A 16,106-nucleotide genomic window follows, 5' to 3' on the forward strand; every position below is an offset into this window, starting at 1 on the left:
AGTTGAATACCAAGATGCCCAGTAGCGTGAAATCGAATAGGGCCCTGTTCGACCTTGACCTGTTGCGCGCCACGGTGGTGGTGGCCGATTGCGGCAGTTTCACCACCGCAGCCGCGCGCCTGCATTCCACCCAGTCGACCATCAGCCAGAAGGTTCGCCGCCTGGAGGATATGGTTGGCCACCGGTTACTGGTACGCGGCAACCGCGACGTGCTGCCAACCGACGCCGGGCAGACCCTGCTGGGCTATGCCCGGCATATGCTGGCGCTGAACGACCAGATGCTCGAAGCCTTGGCCGGGGCCATGGTCGGCACCACCGTGCGCCTGGGTGTGCCGGAAGACTTCGTCGGCGGGCGGACCACCAATGCGCTGGCGGCGTTCAGCCGCCTGCACCCGCAGGTAAAGCTGGAGGTGACCAGCGGCCTGTGCCGCGACCTCAGCCAGGCCTACGACAACGGTGAGCTCGACCTGGTGCTGCTCAAGCAGCGGCGCAACACCCGCGAGGGCGTGGCATGCTGGCCAGAGCGCCTGCAGTGGATCGACAGTGCCCGCGCGCCCGCTTTCGAGCTGGACCCGATTCCGCTGGTGACCTTTCCGCCCCGCGGCCTGTACCGCGAAGACATGATCAATGCCATCGAAGGCATGGGCCGGCGCTGGCGTATCAGCTTCACCAGTTCCAGCCTCAGTGGCATCCAGGCGGCCGTGGCCGATGGCATGGGCATCAGTTTGCTCCCGCCGCGCGCGGCGACAGGCGAGCACCGGGTGCTGGGCGAGGGGCAGGGGCTGCCGGAGATCGATAGCTATGAAATCGTCATTGTGCACCGGCCGACCGCCGACATCATGGTCAAGGCCTTGGCCGAGGTGATGACTCAATTGCTGGCCGGGGGCAGCATCTAGCCCAGCGAGGAAAGTGTTTCAGGCTGTGGCGCGATGGAATGTCTGGCAGGGCCGTGCAGTCCCACCGTTAACGTGGGCAATACGCCCAGCAACCCAAGCCATGGAGACGCACTATGAAAACAGCTGCATTTGTCGCTTTACTGGCCAGCGCCGGGTTGGCCCAGGCGGCCGAAACGGTCGAACTCAAGCTGGCCGGCCCCGACGGCCCTGGCAAGTCCATTGGCACTATCAGCATCGAGCAGAACAAATATGGCACGTTGCTCACCCCCGCCCTTAAGGACCTGCCGCCAGGCGTGCACGGCTTCCATCTCCACCAGAACGCCTCGTGCGCACCGGCGCAAGAGGGCGGCAAGCCTGTACCAGCGGGCGCTGCGGGCGGGCACTGGGACCCGGATTCCAGCAACGCCCACAAAGGCCCTTATGATGACAGCGGTCATCGCGGCGACTTGCCGGCGCTGTATGTGGGGGCTGATGGCAAGGCCACCTATCCGGTCCTCGCGCCGCGGCTGAAGGCCACCGATTTCAAAGGCCATGCATTGATGGTGCACGCCGGCGGTGACAACCACAGCGACCACCCCGAGAAGCTGGGTGGCGGTGGAGCCCGGGTGGCCTGCGGGGTCGTGCAGTAAACGCTTGCTCGCGCGCCTGAAACAAGGCCGCCGCTGCAGGTTCACGCAAACCTGCGGGGGCGGCCTTGTGTCGGGAGCAGGGCGCCATGCGCCCCGGTGCCTCAGCGCTTGGGGTTCAGCGTCAGGTGCACGTGACGGTTTACGTCCTTGTACAGCAGGTAGCTGAACTTGCCTGGGCCACCTGCGTAGCAGGCTTGCGGGCAGAAGGCGCGCAGCCACATGAAGTCGCCGGCTTCCACTTCGACCCAGTCCTGGTTCAGGCGGTACACCGCCTTGCCTTCCAGCACGTACAGGCCATGCTCCATCACGTGGGTTTCCGCGAACGGGATCACGCCGCCGGGCTGGAAGGTGACGATGTTCACATGCATGTCGTGACGCATGTCGGCCATGTCGACGAAGCGGGTAGTGACCCAGCGGCCTTCGGTGCCCGGCATTTCAATGACGGTGGCGTTGTCACGGTGGGTCACGAACGACTCAGGTGCGTCCAGGCCCTCGACTTTCTGGTAGTGCTTGCGCAGCCAGTGGAAGGTGACATTGGCTTTGCTGTTGTTGCGCAGGCTCCACTCGGCGCCTGGCGCCAGGAACGCATAGCCGCCTGGCACCAGGGTGTGGTGCTTGCCTTCGACGGTGATGTCGAGTTCACCTTCGACGATGAACACCACGGCTTCGGCATCAGGGTCCAGCTCAGGGCGTTCGCTGCCGCCTTCCGGGGCCACTTCGACGATGTACTGCGAGAAAGTCTCTGCAAAACCGGTCAGTGGGCGGGCGATGACCCACATGCGCATCTTGTCCCAGAATGGCAAGTGGCTGGTGACGATGTCACGCATCACGCCTTTGGGGATGACGGCGTAGGCTTCGGTGAACATGGCACGGTCAGTCAGCAGCTCGGTTTGAGCCGGGTGCCCACCGTGGGGGGCGAAGTACGAATGGTTCGACATGGACAATCTCGACTTGTTGTTCTCTCCCCATGCCGTGAACCGCACCGGCCGGTGCGGCGCAGGGGATGTGGCGACAGAATAGGGTCGATCGCGCGCCATGCACAAATTAAATGTTGGAATACCCAGGATTCGATAGCTGAATGCGCGTTCGCACGCAGGGGGGTGGGAGGATGGGACCCATTGGTCCGCAAAGCGGCCCCAACCGATTGACGGACTGACATCAGGTCGTGGGCTACCGATCAGATATTTCCGACATATTTTTCACATTCACTTGTTAGGATCCCCCGGCATTTCCGAGGAGCCCCCTATGCCGCCTATCCTGCGCAAGCGCAGCACCCGAATCGTCTTCAGCGCCACCACTGGCCTGTTCGTGGCCACATTGGGCTTTTTCGCCTGGCAAAGTTTCTATCCGGTGCAGGCCGCGGCAGGTTGGACAGTCGGTGTGCTGCACCGTGACGTGACCAAGGCCGCGTCACTGCTGCCGCAAGCCGATGGCAGCCTGCTGGTCAGCCGCGAGCTGGACGACGGCCGCGGCAGCATTCTCAAGATCGCCGCCGACGGTGCCCGGGTGGTAGTTGTCGACAACCTGTCCAAGCCCGACGGCATGGTCGCGGCCCAGGGCGGTTGGGTATTCAGCCAGGAGGGCGGAGCCGCCCCGGTCAGCCTGGCCCGCGATGGCAAGGTCACGCCCTTGTTCGATGGCGACAGCGTGCAAGGGCTGTGGAACGACGGCAAGCACCTGTATGCCATCGAAGACCGAAAAGGTAACGGCCGCCTCATGCGCTACGACTGGCAGAGCGGGCAACTGGACGTACTGCGTTCCGGCCTGACAGAAACCGAAGGGCTGACACGCTGTCGGGGCGACCTGTTGTACACCGAAAAAGCCAAGGGCACCGTGCGCGCCCTGGCCGACGATGGCAGCGACCCGGTGGTAGTCGACGGTTTGCGCAACCCCACGTTCCTGTACTGCGACCAGCGTGGCCTGTGGATCAGCGAGGACAACACGCACCGCGCCCGGCTGCTGCGCATCGCTGCCGACGGCAGCCAGCACACGGTGCTGACGTTTCTCAAGGCGCCCCAGGCCATCATCGCCGACGGCAAGGGCGGTTACCTGCTGGCCGAGGGCGGACGCGACCGTGTATTGCACCTGACGCCGCCAGCAGAGCCGGTCACGGCCCAGCGCTAGCCGCAACAGCGTGCTTCCCTGCACGGCCGTGCTCACGGATAATCCCCCACATTCCAATAAACAGCCTGTGAGTGGGTATGAGTGATTCCGTAGTCGGCCTTGGCCAGCCTGAAACCGAAGGGGGGCGCAGAACGCGCAAGAACAACCCCGAGAAAACCCGCGAGGATATCCTCCAGGCCGCCATCCACGAATTCGTTCAGCAAGGGCTGGCCGGGGCTCGCGTAGACGCCATCGCTGAACGCACGGCTACGTCCAAGCGCATGATCTACTACTACTTCGGCAGCAAGGAGCAGTTGTATTGCGAGTGCCTGGTCAAGCTATACGGCGATATTCGCAAGACCGAGCAAAGCCTCGACCTGGAGTCACTGCCGGCCGACCAGGCGATCCGCAGGCTGGTGGAGTTCACTTTCGACCACCACGACCGCAATGTCGACTTCGTGCGGATTATCTGCACCGAAAACATCCACTACGGCGAATACGTCAAGCAGTCCCCGGCTATTCGCGAAATGAGCAGCCTGGTGCTCGAAGCCTTGGGCAATACGCTGCGCCGCGGGGTAGAAGAAGGGGTGTTCCGTAGCGGTATCGAGGTGATCGACCTGCACATGCTGATGAGCTCTTTCTGCTTCTACCGGGTGTCCAACCGGCATACCTTTGGCGAGATCTTCCAGATAGACCTGTCGGATGACCAGGTCAAGCTGCGGCACAAGGCGATGATCTGTGATGCGGTGCTGCGCTACATCCAGGTCGAGCAGCGCCCCTGACGCTGCGCCAACCTGCTCAGTCGCCCAACCGCTGCTCACGCGAGGGCGGGTAGCCAAAATACGCCGCATAGCATTTGCTGAAATGTGACACCGAGACAAAGCCGCAAGCCACCGCCACTTCCATCACCGACAGGTCGGAATACTGCAGCAGCCTGCGGCTTTTGGTAATGCGCAGCTCCATGTAGTAACGCCGCGGCGATGTGCCCAGTTGGGCCTGGAACAGCCGGTCGATCTGCCGCCGTGAGCGCCCGCTGTAGGCGGCCAACTGGTCGAGGCTGAGGGTTTCCTCGAGGTTGTTTTCCATCAGTTCGACGATGGTACGCAGGTGCAGGCTCATGGACTTCTTGGCCCCCGGCCCGACCTGGCGGTAACGGGCGCCTGAGAACGACAGAATTTCCTCCACGCCTTCGGCCAGGCCGTCACCATACAAGCGCCTCACCAGCCCGAGCATCAGTTCCATGGCGCCGTTCGGGCTGGCGGCACTGAGCCGGTCGCGGTCCAGGGTGAAGCTGGCCGGCGTAATACGGGTTTGCGGGCTGCGCTCGGACAAACTGGCACGCTGCTCGGGGTGAACGCTGCAGCCATAGTCATCCAGCACCCCGGCGCGCCCCAGGAACCAGGCGCCGTTCCACAAACCACCCAAGGCCATGCCATGGGCCGCGCAATCACTGAGCAAGCGGTCGAGTACCGGGTATTTGAGTGGCGTACGCAAGCCACCGCAGATGACCAGCAGGTCCGGTGACTGCAACGCCTGCGTCGACAATTCGGTGGCCACCAGTTCCAGCCCCAGGTCGCTGAGCACGCGGTCGCCGTCCAGCGACAGCGGGGTGAAACTGAAGCTGTCGGTACGCAGCAGGTTGGCCGTGACCAGCACGTCCATGGCCACGGTGAAACTGGCCATGGAGAAGTGTTCGAGCAGCACGAAATCGACTCGATAAGGGGCCTTTGCATCGGCACTGCTGGCCTTGAGCCGCAGCATGTTGCTGGTACTGGTCTTCTTGCTGAACTGGCGTGGCGTGGGCACTCTGAACTCCGCTTGCTGGCTGGCTCGCAGAGTGTGGCCGGTGGCTGGAGGAAAGACAATCTCCCCGGTGGCGGTGTCGTATTACAGGTCGTGTTCAGGCAACCTGTATGGCTGCAGACTTTGCCACTATGCTTTGCCATAGGCGTTTGCATCAAACGCCTGGCCCTTGAGGAACCTTTCGATGAAATACGCCGCTGCCTTGTTGCTCAGCTTGTTGCCATTGCTGGCCACGGCCATGGAGCCGGGCGAACCGCTCGCGCCCTTCACGTTGCTTGACCAGTATGACAAGGCCTACACCCTGAGCGCGGACACCCAGGTACTACTGGTGGCGCGCGACATGGACGGCGCCAAGTTGGTCAAGGCTGCACTGGCCAACGCGCACAAAGGCTACCTGGAAGCACGCAAGGCCGTATTCGTCGCCGACATCCAGCGCATGCCTGCGTTGATCAGCAAGCTGTTCGCCATCCCGGCCATGCGCGGTTACAGCTATAGGGTGCTGCTCGACCGGGAAGGGCGGGTAGCCAGCCGGTACCCCGGGCAGCCAGGGCAGGTGCAGTGGTTGCAGTTGCAAGAAGGCAGATTGGTGAGCCAGCAGGCGTTCACCGATGCCGCGAAATTGAAGGCGGCGCTGGAGCGTGCGCCGCAGCAGTGAGGTGCGTTACCTGCAGGAGTGGTCAAAACAATCTGAACCCTCAGCGTCAATAACAACCCAAGCCATTACACGGCAAAGAGAGAGCGCTTATGGAAGTCGGAACGATCTGGATCATTGTCGCAGCCTTGGTCATCCTCATGGAAATCTGGGCCATCTGGAACATCATCGGCAGTGAGCGGCGCGCCGAACGCAAGATGTTGTGGGTGGTGTTCGTGGTCTACGCGCCAATCCCCGGCTTGTTGTTCTGGGCCTGGCGTGGCCCGCGCGCCGTCAAAGGCCGGTCCGTACTCGAAGAAAAATGACCGGCACAGGTATCAGGCGCCCGCGCGCCTGATACCGTCAGCGGTCACTTTTCAGCGGTCACTTGGGCAGCACGCTGAAGCGAATGGCGGGGCCGAGGCCGTTCACCATCAGGCAGCCGTAGAACTTCACGGTGGACAGCACGCCCAGCGTCTTCAACGCATCGTGTATGAATGCGTGGAACACGCGCTCGGCATCCTTCTGGCGGTCAGCAAGCGTCGTGGCTTCGAGCGTGACCACGCCAAGCAATGTGGTCTCGATGTGCTGCACGGTCTCCAGGCCGGTTTTCTCGCGCAGGTACGTACGTGCCTTCGCTGCATCCGCCTCATCCCCTTCGACGGTGTAAGCCAACTGAAATTCGAATTTGCTCATGGTTTTGTCCTTGATTGTGGTTAGGCCTCCGTGCCGTACCTTGCACCATACCGGCATGCGCCGGCTGAGCAAACGAACGCGATGTTCAATCACTTCAGCTGCTTGTAGGAAATGGCCTACTTGACCTCGAATTAACTTAAGGTTCGGTGCCGAGGGGCTGTTCCACCCCGGCAGCAATGCCTATCCCCACCTCGCCAGGGTGGTTCGCTGCTTGTCTGGCAGGGCCGGACCCAACTACAGTGCCGTTACAACAACAAAATTCACTCAGAGGTGACCTCACCATGAGCACTGGCACTACCTCGCTTGCCGAACACAAGGCTCGGGCCTGGCTCTGGCCAGCGCTGTTCAGCCTGGTGGCATTTGCCGCCAACTCGGTGTTCTGCCGGCTGGCCCTTAAAGACGGGGCGATCGACCCAGCCTCGTTCACGGTGGTGCGCCTGGCCAGTGGTGCAGTATTCCTGTTGGTGCTGATTCGCTTGCGCCGGCCGGCAGAGGGCATGGGCGGCACCTGGCGAGCAGGCCTGGCCTTGTGCCTGTATGCCTTCCTGTTTTCAGCGGCCTACCTGCAACTGAGCGCCGGGGCGGGCGCCTTGCTGCTGTTCGGTGCTGTGCAGATCACGATGTTCGGCTTTGCCTGGTGCAAGGGCGAACGCATCAGCGCACGGGGCGTGCTGGGGATGCTGATCGCCTTCGCCGGCTTGCTGGTGCTGTTGTTGCCAGGCGCTTCGGCGCCACCGTTCAGCGGGGCCTTGCTGATGGTTATGTCTGGCATCGCCTGGGGGGCGTACACCTTGCTCGGCAGAGGGTCGCCCAGGCCGCTGGCCGACACGGCCGGCAACTTTACCCGCAGCCTGCCCTGGCTGGTGGTGCTGGCACCGCTGCTGTTGCTGGGGGGCGGGCCACACCTCAGCGCCGGTGGCTTGCTGTTCGCCCTGGGCTCCGGTGTGCTGGCTTCCGGGGCCGGTTACGCCGTGTGGTATAGCGTGGTGCGCCAGGTCAGTGCGCAACAGGCGGCGACCCTGCAGCTGAGTGTGCCGGTGCTGGCAGGGTTGGGCGGGGTTGCGCTGATAGGCGAGCCGTTATCGCTGCGTTTGTTGCTCGCCAGTGTGGTGGTGCTGGGCGGCATTGCCCTGGCGCTGGTACCGCGCCGCCAGGCCCTGTATGAAAAGCCTAGAAGAAGCTGCGCTGGGCCTTGAGGGTGACCACGCTGTCGCAATAGGTGTTCATGCCTGAATAGGCGTCGCAGCTGGTGCCACTGAGGCTCGAGTTGCTGTAGATCAGGTTCAGGTCGATGCCTAGCCAAGGGCGCGACAGTTCCAGCGACCAGTCGGAAAAGGCATTCACCTGGCTGCCATCGCCGATGGTGAAGGGTGTGCCCAGGCGGTGATGGGCGAGTTTGACGGTGAGGTCGACATCGAACAATGGCAGTTGGCCAAAGTCGGCGAACAGCGTACCGGTGCGGTTGTCGGGGTTGTCGCGCAGTGCGCCGCCGAACCGGCTGCCAAGTACCGACACTCCCCCATACAGGGCTACGCTGTCGGCGCCGGCGATGTTTGGCTGGCTGTAGTGGATCAACCCCACCTCATAGCCCAGGGTGCTGTCGAAGTGGTGCTTGTAGCCCATGTAGCTGTCCAGGCGCAGGGTCGAGTTGGCCGCCACCCCCATGCTTGGGGCGTATTGGCCGACGTACAGCCCACTGGGGTGGCTGAAATCCATGCCGCCATGAAACGCGCCGACCGCTGTGGGTGAAATCAACCCTTGGGCCATGCTGCGGGAAGGGGTGGTGCCGAGTGTAAAGTCGAAATCGCCCAGTTGGCGCTTCATCTGCTGGGCCAGCAGAGGGGGGCTGAACAGCAGGGCAATGCTCAGCAACAGCAGGGGCCTGAACATGGTCACCGTCCTGGAGGGCTTACGGTAGAGCGTTCAAGGATACCTGCCCGAGCGGCCTCTGAAAACCTTGTAGCGGCGGGTTCAGCCTTTGGTCGAACGGTCGGCATCGGCTGCCTCGGTCACCACCGGCAGGTTGCCGGCACGCTGGATCACCCGGCGTTGCTGCTCATAGTCGTCCAGCGACAGACCGCGGCGCTGCAAGGCCTCCAGCTGTAATTGGCGGGTTTCGTCGGCGCTGTACGGGCGCAGTTCAGGGTGGCTGGCACAGCCGCTGCTGATGGCGAGGGCAAGCAGGGCAAAAGTGGCGGTCAGCAAGCGGGCCAGGGTGTTCATCAGGTAGCTCCAAGGGCCAAGGGCGTAAGTGGCGAGGCGATGGAGCTAGGTTATGTGGTTGGCGCGCGTGGTAGAAATTGCCCCTCTCGATAGTGACTATTGATGCACGCCGCCCTGGCCGTTGACGCGCAGAGGCTCAAACCTTTAAGGCGCTGCCTGATGGCTTGGTCCATGAAAAAAACGGGGCATGCCAGCGATGGCATGCCCCGTCTTTACAACGCAAAAGCGCTTCAGGCGACTTTGACGATCCAGCCAGCCGGTGCTTCCACATCACCGCTCTGGATGCCGGTCAGCTCGTTGTAGAGCTTCTGCGTGACCGGGCCGACCTTCTCCAGGTCGTGGAACACGTGCAGCTTGCCGTTGTACTCGATGCCGCCAATCGGGGTGATCACCGCAGCAGTACCGCAAGCGCCGGCTTCGACGAAGCGCTCCAGCTTGCTGATTTCCACGTCACCTTCGACCACGGTCAGGCCCAGGCGCGATTGCGCCAGCTCCATCAGCGACAGGCGGGTGATGCCTGGCAGCACCGAGGCCGATTTAGGCGTGACGAACTCATTGTTGGCGGTAATGCCGAAGAAGTTGGCCGAGCCGACTTCTTCAATCTTGGTGTGGGTCAGCGGGTCGAGGTAGATGGCGTCGGCGAAGTTGGCTTTCTTCGCTTCGGCACCTGGCTGCAGGCTGGCAGCGTAGTTGCCGCCGACCTTGGCGGCACCGGTGCCCTGCGGTGCTGCACGGTCGAAGCTGGAGATCTGGAAGTTGTGCGGTTTCATGCCGCCCTTGAAGTACGAGCCAACCGGAATGGCGAAAACCGAGAAGATGAACTCGGGGGCGGTGCGCACGCCAATGTTGTCGCCGGTGCCGATCACGAACGGGCGCAGGTACAAGGCGCCCTTACCGTGCGGTGGCACGAACTTTTCGTTGGCCTTGACCACTTGCTTGCACGCCTCGATGAACACGTCGGTCGGCACCTGCGGCATCAGCAGGCGGGCGCAGCTGCGCTGCATACGGGCGGCGTTCTGGTCCGGGCGGAACAGGTTGATGGAGCCATCCTTGCAGCGGTAGGCCTTCAGGCCCTCGAAACATTGCTGGCCATAGTGCAGCGCGGTGGAGCCTTCACTGATGTGCAGCACGTTGTCTTCGGTCAGGGTGCCCTTGTCCCACTCGCCATTGCGCCATACGGACAGGTAGCGTTTGTCGGTCTTGATGTAGTCGAAACCCAGCTTGTCCCAATTAATGCTTTCGTTGCTCATGACACCCTCATTGTCTTGCTAGTGCCCGATCGCTCGGGCTGCTGTTATATGCGCACCACGCCACCTTAATACATCCGTGGCGGATCGGGAACGGCCGGTCGCAGGTTTCGTCGAGCAGCCCGCCAGCGGGCAAGGCCAGGCCGGGGAGAAAACCCAGGCCTACCGGTTTTGTCGCGAGCGTTCAGCGCCCCTGCAAGCGTTTGGCCCAGTCGCCGCCGTGGCGTTCCTGACAGGCCTGCTCACTGTCGAAGCGCACATGCCAGGCGGGGTGGTCCAGCGCTATGCCTGCTTCCTCGAGCGCCAGGCGGGTCAATGCCAGCATGCGCCCCTTCGCGTCACCCGCCAGGGCCGCCAACTTGTCCGCCTCCTGCTCGAACACCCAGGTTATCCGCAGGCTGGCGGGAAACTCATGCGGGTCAAGACGGTGGGTTAGCCAACTGAACCCGAGAATTTCCGCCTTGGCGGTTTCGCAGGCTTCGGTCAGGCACGCCACCAGCTCGCGCTCCAGCTGGGCCAGTTCACGTTTGCTCAGCGCTTTCACGGGTTGACCTCGTCATTGGCTTGCATGGGCAGGCGGTGTTCACCGGTACACTGCACAGGGCCGGGCGGGTAGGGGGCGTGAGACATGAGGTGGCCTTGAACGTGGGTCGGGCTGCCACTTTAACCCATTTGCACTGCCCACCGCCGCCCGGCCAACCCGCAACGGTTGACCACCCGCCAACCACTGCGTAGCCTTGCCACTTCGAGGTTCTTCGGCCAGGCCGAAGCTAAGACGGGAACGCGGTACAAGCCGCGGCTGCCCCCGCAACTGTAAGCACCGACAACGGATCGACACAGCCACTGCGCCAACGCGCGGGAAGGCGTCATCCCGCCAGACTGCTGCCGTGGCAGGCAACTGGAACGGTGCAAGCCAGGAGACCTGCCTCGTCACGTTTTCGACTTTCAACCGGGCGGGGTGATCCGGTGGCGAACAAGCCCGGCCGGCCTGGCCGGTGGCTGTCGTCCTGCATGCCCGCGCCATACTGCCAAGGGCACTGCGACATGAAAACACTGGCCAAGCTCCCCGTTACCATCGTTACCGGCTTTCTCGGCTCGGGCAAGACCACGTTGCTGCGCCACATGCTCGACAACGCCCAGGGCCGCCGCATCGCGGTCATCGTCAACGAGTTCGGCGAACTGGGCATCGATGGCGAAATCCTCAAGCAATGCAGCATCGGTTGCACTGAAGAAGAGGCCAACGGCCGCGTTTACGAGCTGGCCAACGGCTGCTTGTGCTGCACCGTGCAGGAAGAATTCTTCCCGGTGATGCGCGAGCTGGTGGCACGCCGTGGCGACCTGGACCACATCCTGATCGAGACCAGCGGCCTGGCCCTGCCCAAGCCGTTGGTGCAGGCCTTCCAGTGGCCGGAAATCCGCAACGCCTGCACCGTCGACGCCGTGATCACCGTGGTCGACAGCCCGGCGGTGGCTGCCGGCACCTTTGCCGCCTACCCGGACCAGGTCGATGCGCAGCGCAAGCTAGACCCCAACCTGGACCACGAGTCGCCCCTGCATGAGCTGTTCGCCGACCAACTCGCCAGCGCTGACCTGGTGGTATTGAACAAGGCTGACCTGATCGGCGCCGAAGACCTGGCCAAGGTGCGTGCCGAAGTTGCCGAAGAACTGCCCGCCGCAGTGAAAGTGGTTGAAGCCAGCAGCGGCAAGCTGCCGCTGGAAGTGCTGCTGGGCCTGGGTGCCGAGTCCGAAGTGCATATCGATGGCCGCCGTACCCATCACGATGCGCACCACGACGGCGACGACCATGACGATCATGACCACGACGCCTTCGACTCCATCTCCATCGACCTGCCGGAAGCCGACGAAAGCCTGCTGCTCGACGCCCTGACCCAGCTGGTGGTGGAGTTCGGCATCCTGCGTGCCAAAGGCTTCGCTGCTATCCCGGGCAAGCCGATGCGCCTGCTGGTGCAAGGCGTGGGTACCCGTTTCGACAAGCACTTCGACCGTGCCTGGCGCGCCGACGAGCCGCGCATCACCCGCCTGGTGCTGATCGGCCAGGACCTTGATGCGGCCCAGCTGGAAGCGCGCCTGCGCCAGGCCCTGGGCGCCTGACCCATGCACCTGCTGCGGACCCAGCCCGGCGGCTTCGTGCCGGATGACAGCATCGCCGACCTTGGCCAGACACCCGCCGAACTGGTGATTCTCTGCAGCGGCGATTCCCACCTGGCATTGCTCGCCGACACCGCCGAGCAATTGCCCGAAGACTTCCCCAGCCTGCGCCTGGCCAACCCGATGCAGGTGCAGAACCATGCCTCGGTCGACCTGTACATTGACGAGGTGCTGCGCCACGCCAAGGTCATCCTGGTGTCGCTGCACGGTGGCGTCGGTTATTGGCGCTATGGCGTAGAACAACTGGTCGAACTGGCGGCCCGTGGCGTGCAGCTGATCCTGGTGCCGGGCGACGACCGCCCGGACCCGGAACTTACCAGTCTGGGCAACGTCACCGGCGCGCAGGCCGAACGCCTCTGGCACTACCTGCGCCAGGGCGGCAAGGCCAATGCCATCAACCTGTTCAACTGCCTGGCCAGCCAGTGGCTGGGCCGCGACTATGCCTGGGACGAGCCGCAGCCGTTGCCGCGCACGGCGGTGTACCACCCGCAAAAGGGCAGCGCGGCGCTGGAAGACTGGTACCCGCAGTGGCACCCCGATCACCCGGTAGCGCCGCTGCTGTTCTACCGCTCGCACCTGCAAGCGGCCAACACCGCGTTCATCGACGTGTTCTGCCAGCGCCTGCAGGCGGCCGGTCTGAATCCATTGCCGATCGCCGTGGCCAGCCTGAAGGAAAGCGCCTGCCTGGAGCAGGTCGAAGCCTGGCTGGACGAGGTTGGCGCCGAGGTGCTGGTCAACACCACCGGTTTTGCCCTGTCCAGCCCCGAACGCCCCAACCTGCGCCCGTTCCGCCGTGATATCCCGGTGTTGCAGGCCATTTGCGCACAGGACAACCAGCCCGGCTGGGAAGCCAGCGAACAAGGCCTGGGTGCGCGCGACCTGGCCATGCACATTGCCTTGCCCGAACTGGACGGGCGCATCATCACCCGGCCGGTCAGTTTCAAGGACATGGCCTGGCGCAGCGAACGCAGCCAGTCGGATGTGGTGTGCTACCGCGCCCACCCTGAGCGCATGGACTTCGTCGCCGAGCTGGCGCGCCGCTGGGTCGAGCTGGCCCGCCTGCCCAATGGGCAGAAGCGCGTCGCCCTGATACTGGCCAACTACCCAACCCGGGATGGCCGGATTGGCAACGGCGTTGGCCTGGATACGCCCGCTGCGGCCCTGAACATCCTCAAGGCCTTGCAAGCCGAAGGCTACCCGGTGGCCGACCTGCCGGGCAGTGGCACGCAACTGATCCAGCAGTTGCTCGGTGGCGTGACCAACGACCTCGACCACCTCGACCAGCGCCCTTGCGCCCAGAGCTTGAGCCTGGCCGACTACCAGGCGGCGTTCGCGCGCCTGCCCGAAGCCAACCGCCAGGCGGTGCTGGAACGGTGGGGGCCGCCCCAGCAGGACCCGATGTTCCGCAGTGGCCGGCTGATGGTCGCCGGCCTGCGGTTTGGGCTGACCTTTGTCGGCATCCAGCCGGCGCGTGGCTACCAGGTGGACCCCAGCGCGGTCTACCATGACCCCGACCTGGTGCCGCCACATGGTTACCTGGCATTCCACTTCTGGCTGCGCCATGCCTTCGCTGCCGACGCGGTCATACACGTCGGCAAGCACGGCAACCTCGAATGGCTACCAGGCAAGGGCGTAGGGCTGTCGGCGCAGTGCTGGCCGGACGCCTTGCTCGGCCCGCTGCCGAACATCTACCCGTTCATCGTCAACGACCCCGGTGAGGGCGCCCAGGCCAAGCGCCGTACCCAGGCGGTGATCATCGACCACCTCATGCCGCCGCTGACCCGTGCCGAGACTTACGGGCCGTTGCGCCACCTGGAGCAACTGGCCGACGAGTTCTATGAAGCGCAACTGCTCGACCCTCGGCGGGCGCGCGAGTTGCAGCGAGACATCCTCGAACTGGTCAAGGCCAACCATATCGACCGCGAGCTGCAGCTGGAGGGGCAGCTGGACGATGCTGCCGTGTGGCTGCCGCGCCTGGACACTTACCTGTGCGACCTCAAGGAGTCGCAGATCCGCGACGGCCTGCACGTGTTTGGCCAATCGCCTGCCGGGCGCCTGCGGCTGGATACGCTGCTGGCGTTGCTCAGGGTCGAGCGCGGCGATGGCCGAGGCGGCAATGCCAGCCTGCTACGCACCTTGGCCAAGGCGCTGGTGCCCGGCTTCGACCCGCTGGATTGCGAACTCGGTCAGCCGTGGCAGGGCGCCCGCCCCGAGCCGTTGCAAGCGGTAAGCTGCGAGGCATGGCGCACCTGTGGCGATACACGGGAGCGCCTGGAGCTATTGGCGCTGCAACTGATCGAGCAGGCGCTGGGCGGCATTGCCCAGCTACCTGACAGTGCCGCATGGCACCCCGTGCATGCTGTGCTGCAAGCCCTGTGCATGGAGGTGGCGCCGAGCCTGGATGCCTGCGGCAGCGCAGAAATGCAGGGCTTGCTGGCGGCGCTGGCCGGGCGCTTCGTGCCGGCCGGGCCCAGTGGTGCGCCCAGCCGTGGCCGCCTCGATGTGCTGCCTACCGGCCGTAACTTCTACACCGTGGACGTGCGCAACCTGCCTACCACCACGGCCTGGCGCCTGGGCTTCGCCTCGGCCAACCTGATCCTTGAACGCCACCTGCAGGACCATGGCGACCATCTGCGCCAGCTGGGTCTTTCAGTGTGGGGTACCGCTACCATGCGTACTGGCGGCGACGACATCGCCCAGGCCATGGCGTTGATGGGCGTACGGCCGGTGTGGGCCAGCGGTAGCCAACGGGTCGATGACTTCGAGATCTTGCCGCTGAGCTTGCTCGACCGCCCACGGGTGGACGTGACCTTGCGGGTGTCCGGGTTCTTCCGCGATGCCTTCGGCAACCTGATCCGGCTGTTCGATGCCGCGGTGCAGGCGGTGGCCGCGCTGGACGAGCCCGACGACCTCAACCCCTTGGCTGCCCGTGTACGCACTGAGCGCGCTGCGCTGCAGGCCCAAGGCGCAAGCGCCGAACAGGCCGCTCGGCAGGCTGGCTGGCGGGTCTTCGGGGCCAAACCCGGCGCCTACGGTGCCGGGGTGCAGAATGCCATCGACGGCCGCTTGTGGCACAGCCGCGAAGACCTGGCCGAGGTCTACCTCAACCATGGCGGCTATGCCTACGGCGGCAGCGATGACGGCACCCCAGCCCGCGCCCAGTTCGCCCAGCGCCTGGCCAAGGTCCAGGCGGTGTTGCAAAACCAGGACAACCACGAGCACGACCTGCTCGATTCCAACGACTACTACCAGTTCCAGGGTGGCATGCTGGCGGCTTCGGAAACCCTGGGCGGGGCCGGCGTGGCCAGTTACCACGGTGACCACAGCCAGGTGGACCGGCCGCGCATCCGTACCTTGAAAGAAGAGCTGAACCGGGTGATCCGCGCCCGTGCGCTGAACCCCAAATGGATCGATGGGGTCAAGCGACATGGCTACAAAGGCGCCTTCGAGATGGCGGCGACGGTGGACAACCTGTTCGCCTTCGACGCCACCACGCACCTGATCGACGACCATCATTACCAGGGGCTGGCCGACGCCTATGTGCTCGACCCAGCCACCCGCGACTTCATGCGCGAGCACAACCCCGAGGCGTTGCGTGACCTTACCGAGCGCCTGCTGGAGGCCCAGCAACGTGGCCTGTGGCAGGCGCCTGGCGACTACCGCGAAGCGCTCGAGGAGCAACTGCTCGACGGCGAGGAACAGGCTTGAC

General features: G+C 64.1%; 16 protein-coding genes and 1 riboswitch. Of the genes, 9 read left to right on the forward strand and 7 right to left on the reverse strand.

Going from position 1 to position 16,106, the window contains the following annotated elements:
• The first annotated feature begins 14 nt into the window (after positions 1–14).
• A complete protein-coding gene (locus ACF8SD_RS22175; RefSeq protein ID WP_173888888.1) occupies positions 15–896 on the forward strand; it encodes a LysR substrate-binding domain-containing protein in 882 nt (293 codons plus the stop codon).
• A gap of 113 nt (positions 897–1,009) precedes the next feature.
• The gene (sodC, locus tag ACF8SD_RS22180; protein WP_392485150.1) at positions 1,010–1,525 is read left to right on the forward strand and encodes a superoxide dismutase [Cu-Zn] SodC; all 516 of its coding nucleotides are present in this window, start codon (positions 1,010–1,012) and stop codon (positions 1,523–1,525) included.
• A 101-nt stretch (positions 1,526–1,626) separates the two neighbouring features.
• Here sodC and ACF8SD_RS22185 read toward each other — a convergent pair whose 3' ends face one another.
• Positions 1,627–2,463, reverse strand: a complete 837-nt coding sequence (locus ACF8SD_RS22185; protein ID WP_029886486.1) for a bifunctional allantoicase/(S)-ureidoglycine aminohydrolase — start codon at positions 2,461–2,463, stop codon at positions 1,627–1,629.
• Positions 2,464–2,770: 307 nt separating this feature from the next.
• Between ACF8SD_RS22185 and ACF8SD_RS22190 the strand changes: the two genes are divergently transcribed.
• Complete coding sequence (locus tag ACF8SD_RS22190; RefSeq protein WP_173888891.1) at positions 2,771–3,649, forward strand: hypothetical protein; 879 nt, start codon at positions 2,771–2,773, stop codon at positions 3,647–3,649.
• Between the two features lie 77 nt (positions 3,650–3,726).
• Positions 3,727–4,410, forward strand: coding sequence for a TetR/AcrR family transcriptional regulator (locus tag ACF8SD_RS22195; RefSeq protein ID WP_173888893.1), 684 nt, complete (start codon positions 3,727–3,729; stop codon positions 4,408–4,410).
• A gap of 16 nt (positions 4,411–4,426) precedes the next feature.
• Here ACF8SD_RS22195 and ACF8SD_RS22200 read toward each other — a convergent pair whose 3' ends face one another.
• Complete coding sequence (locus ACF8SD_RS22200) at positions 4,427–5,434, reverse strand: GlxA family transcriptional regulator (RefSeq protein ID WP_173888896.1); 1,008 nt, start codon at positions 5,432–5,434, stop codon at positions 4,427–4,429.
• Positions 5,435–5,615: 181 nt separating this feature from the next.
• Between ACF8SD_RS22200 and ACF8SD_RS22205 the strand changes: the two genes are divergently transcribed.
• Both ACF8SD_RS22205 and ACF8SD_RS22210 read left to right on the forward strand, forming a co-directional pair.
• Positions 5,616–6,086 carry an FAD/FMN-containing dehydrogenase gene (locus ACF8SD_RS22205; RefSeq protein ID WP_173888898.1) on the forward strand — a complete coding sequence of 157 codons (471 nt, stop codon included), beginning with the start codon at positions 5,616–5,618 and terminating at the stop codon, positions 6,084–6,086.
• Between the two features lie 89 nt (positions 6,087–6,175).
• The gene (locus ACF8SD_RS22210) at positions 6,176–6,388 is read left to right on the forward strand and encodes a PLDc N-terminal domain-containing protein (protein ID WP_009686692.1); all 213 of its coding nucleotides are present in this window, start codon (positions 6,176–6,178) and stop codon (positions 6,386–6,388) included.
• 58 nt (positions 6,389–6,446) lie between these two features.
• Here the strand turns inward: ACF8SD_RS22210 and ACF8SD_RS22215 are convergent, their stop codons facing one another.
• Positions 6,447–6,758, reverse strand: coding sequence for a hypothetical protein (locus ACF8SD_RS22215; RefSeq protein WP_173888900.1), 312 nt, complete (start codon positions 6,756–6,758; stop codon positions 6,447–6,449).
• 281 nt (positions 6,759–7,039) lie between these two features.
• Between ACF8SD_RS22215 and ACF8SD_RS22220 the strand changes: the two genes are divergently transcribed.
• Positions 7,040–7,954, forward strand: coding sequence for a DMT family transporter (locus tag ACF8SD_RS22220; protein ID WP_173888902.1), 915 nt, complete (start codon positions 7,040–7,042; stop codon positions 7,952–7,954).
• Here ACF8SD_RS22220 and ACF8SD_RS22225 read toward each other — a convergent pair.
• The 4 genes from ACF8SD_RS22225 to ACF8SD_RS22240 form a co-directional block, all read right to left on the reverse strand.
• Positions 7,929–8,648 carry a TorF family putative porin gene (locus tag ACF8SD_RS22225; RefSeq protein ID WP_173888904.1) on the reverse strand — a complete coding sequence of 240 codons (720 nt, stop codon included), beginning with the start codon at positions 8,646–8,648 and terminating at the stop codon, positions 7,929–7,931. The genes ACF8SD_RS22220 and ACF8SD_RS22225 overlap by 26 nt on opposite strands.
• 81 nt (positions 8,649–8,729) lie before the next feature.
• A complete protein-coding gene (locus ACF8SD_RS22230) occupies positions 8,730–8,981 on the reverse strand; it encodes a hypothetical protein (protein WP_173888906.1) in 252 nt (83 codons plus the stop codon).
• 230 nt (positions 8,982–9,211) lie between these two features.
• The gene (locus ACF8SD_RS22235) at positions 9,212–10,231 is read right to left on the reverse strand and encodes a branched-chain amino acid aminotransferase (protein WP_392485151.1); all 1,020 of its coding nucleotides are present in this window, start codon (positions 10,229–10,231) and stop codon (positions 9,212–9,214) included.
• A gap of 181 nt (positions 10,232–10,412) precedes the next feature.
• Positions 10,413–10,772: a hypothetical protein gene (locus ACF8SD_RS22240; RefSeq protein WP_173888910.1), complete on the reverse strand. Its 360-nt coding sequence runs from the start codon at positions 10,770–10,772 to the stop codon at positions 10,413–10,415.
• A 187-nt stretch (positions 10,773–10,959) separates the two neighbouring features.
• Positions 10,960–11,173: riboswitch (cobalamin riboswitch) on the forward strand.
• A gap of 99 nt (positions 11,174–11,272) precedes the next feature.
• On the opposite strand from ACF8SD_RS22240, the gene cobW reads away from it, so the two are divergent.
• Both cobW and cobN read left to right on the forward strand, forming a co-directional pair.
• Positions 11,273–12,340 carry a cobalamin biosynthesis protein CobW gene (cobW, locus tag ACF8SD_RS22245; protein ID WP_173888911.1) on the forward strand — a complete coding sequence of 356 codons (1,068 nt, stop codon included), beginning with the start codon at positions 11,273–11,275 and terminating at the stop codon, positions 12,338–12,340.
• A gap of 3 nt (positions 12,341–12,343) precedes the next feature.
• Positions 12,344–16,105 carry a cobaltochelatase subunit CobN gene (gene cobN / locus ACF8SD_RS22250; protein ID WP_392485152.1) on the forward strand — a complete coding sequence of 1,254 codons (3,762 nt, stop codon included), beginning with the start codon at positions 12,344–12,346 and terminating at the stop codon, positions 16,103–16,105.
• Position 16,106 lies beyond the last annotated feature (1 nt).

The organism is Pseudomonas sp. CJQ_9 (genome assembly GCF_043106615.1).
GTDB lineage: Bacteria > Pseudomonadota > Gammaproteobacteria > Pseudomonadales > Pseudomonadaceae > Aquipseudomonas > Aquipseudomonas juntendi.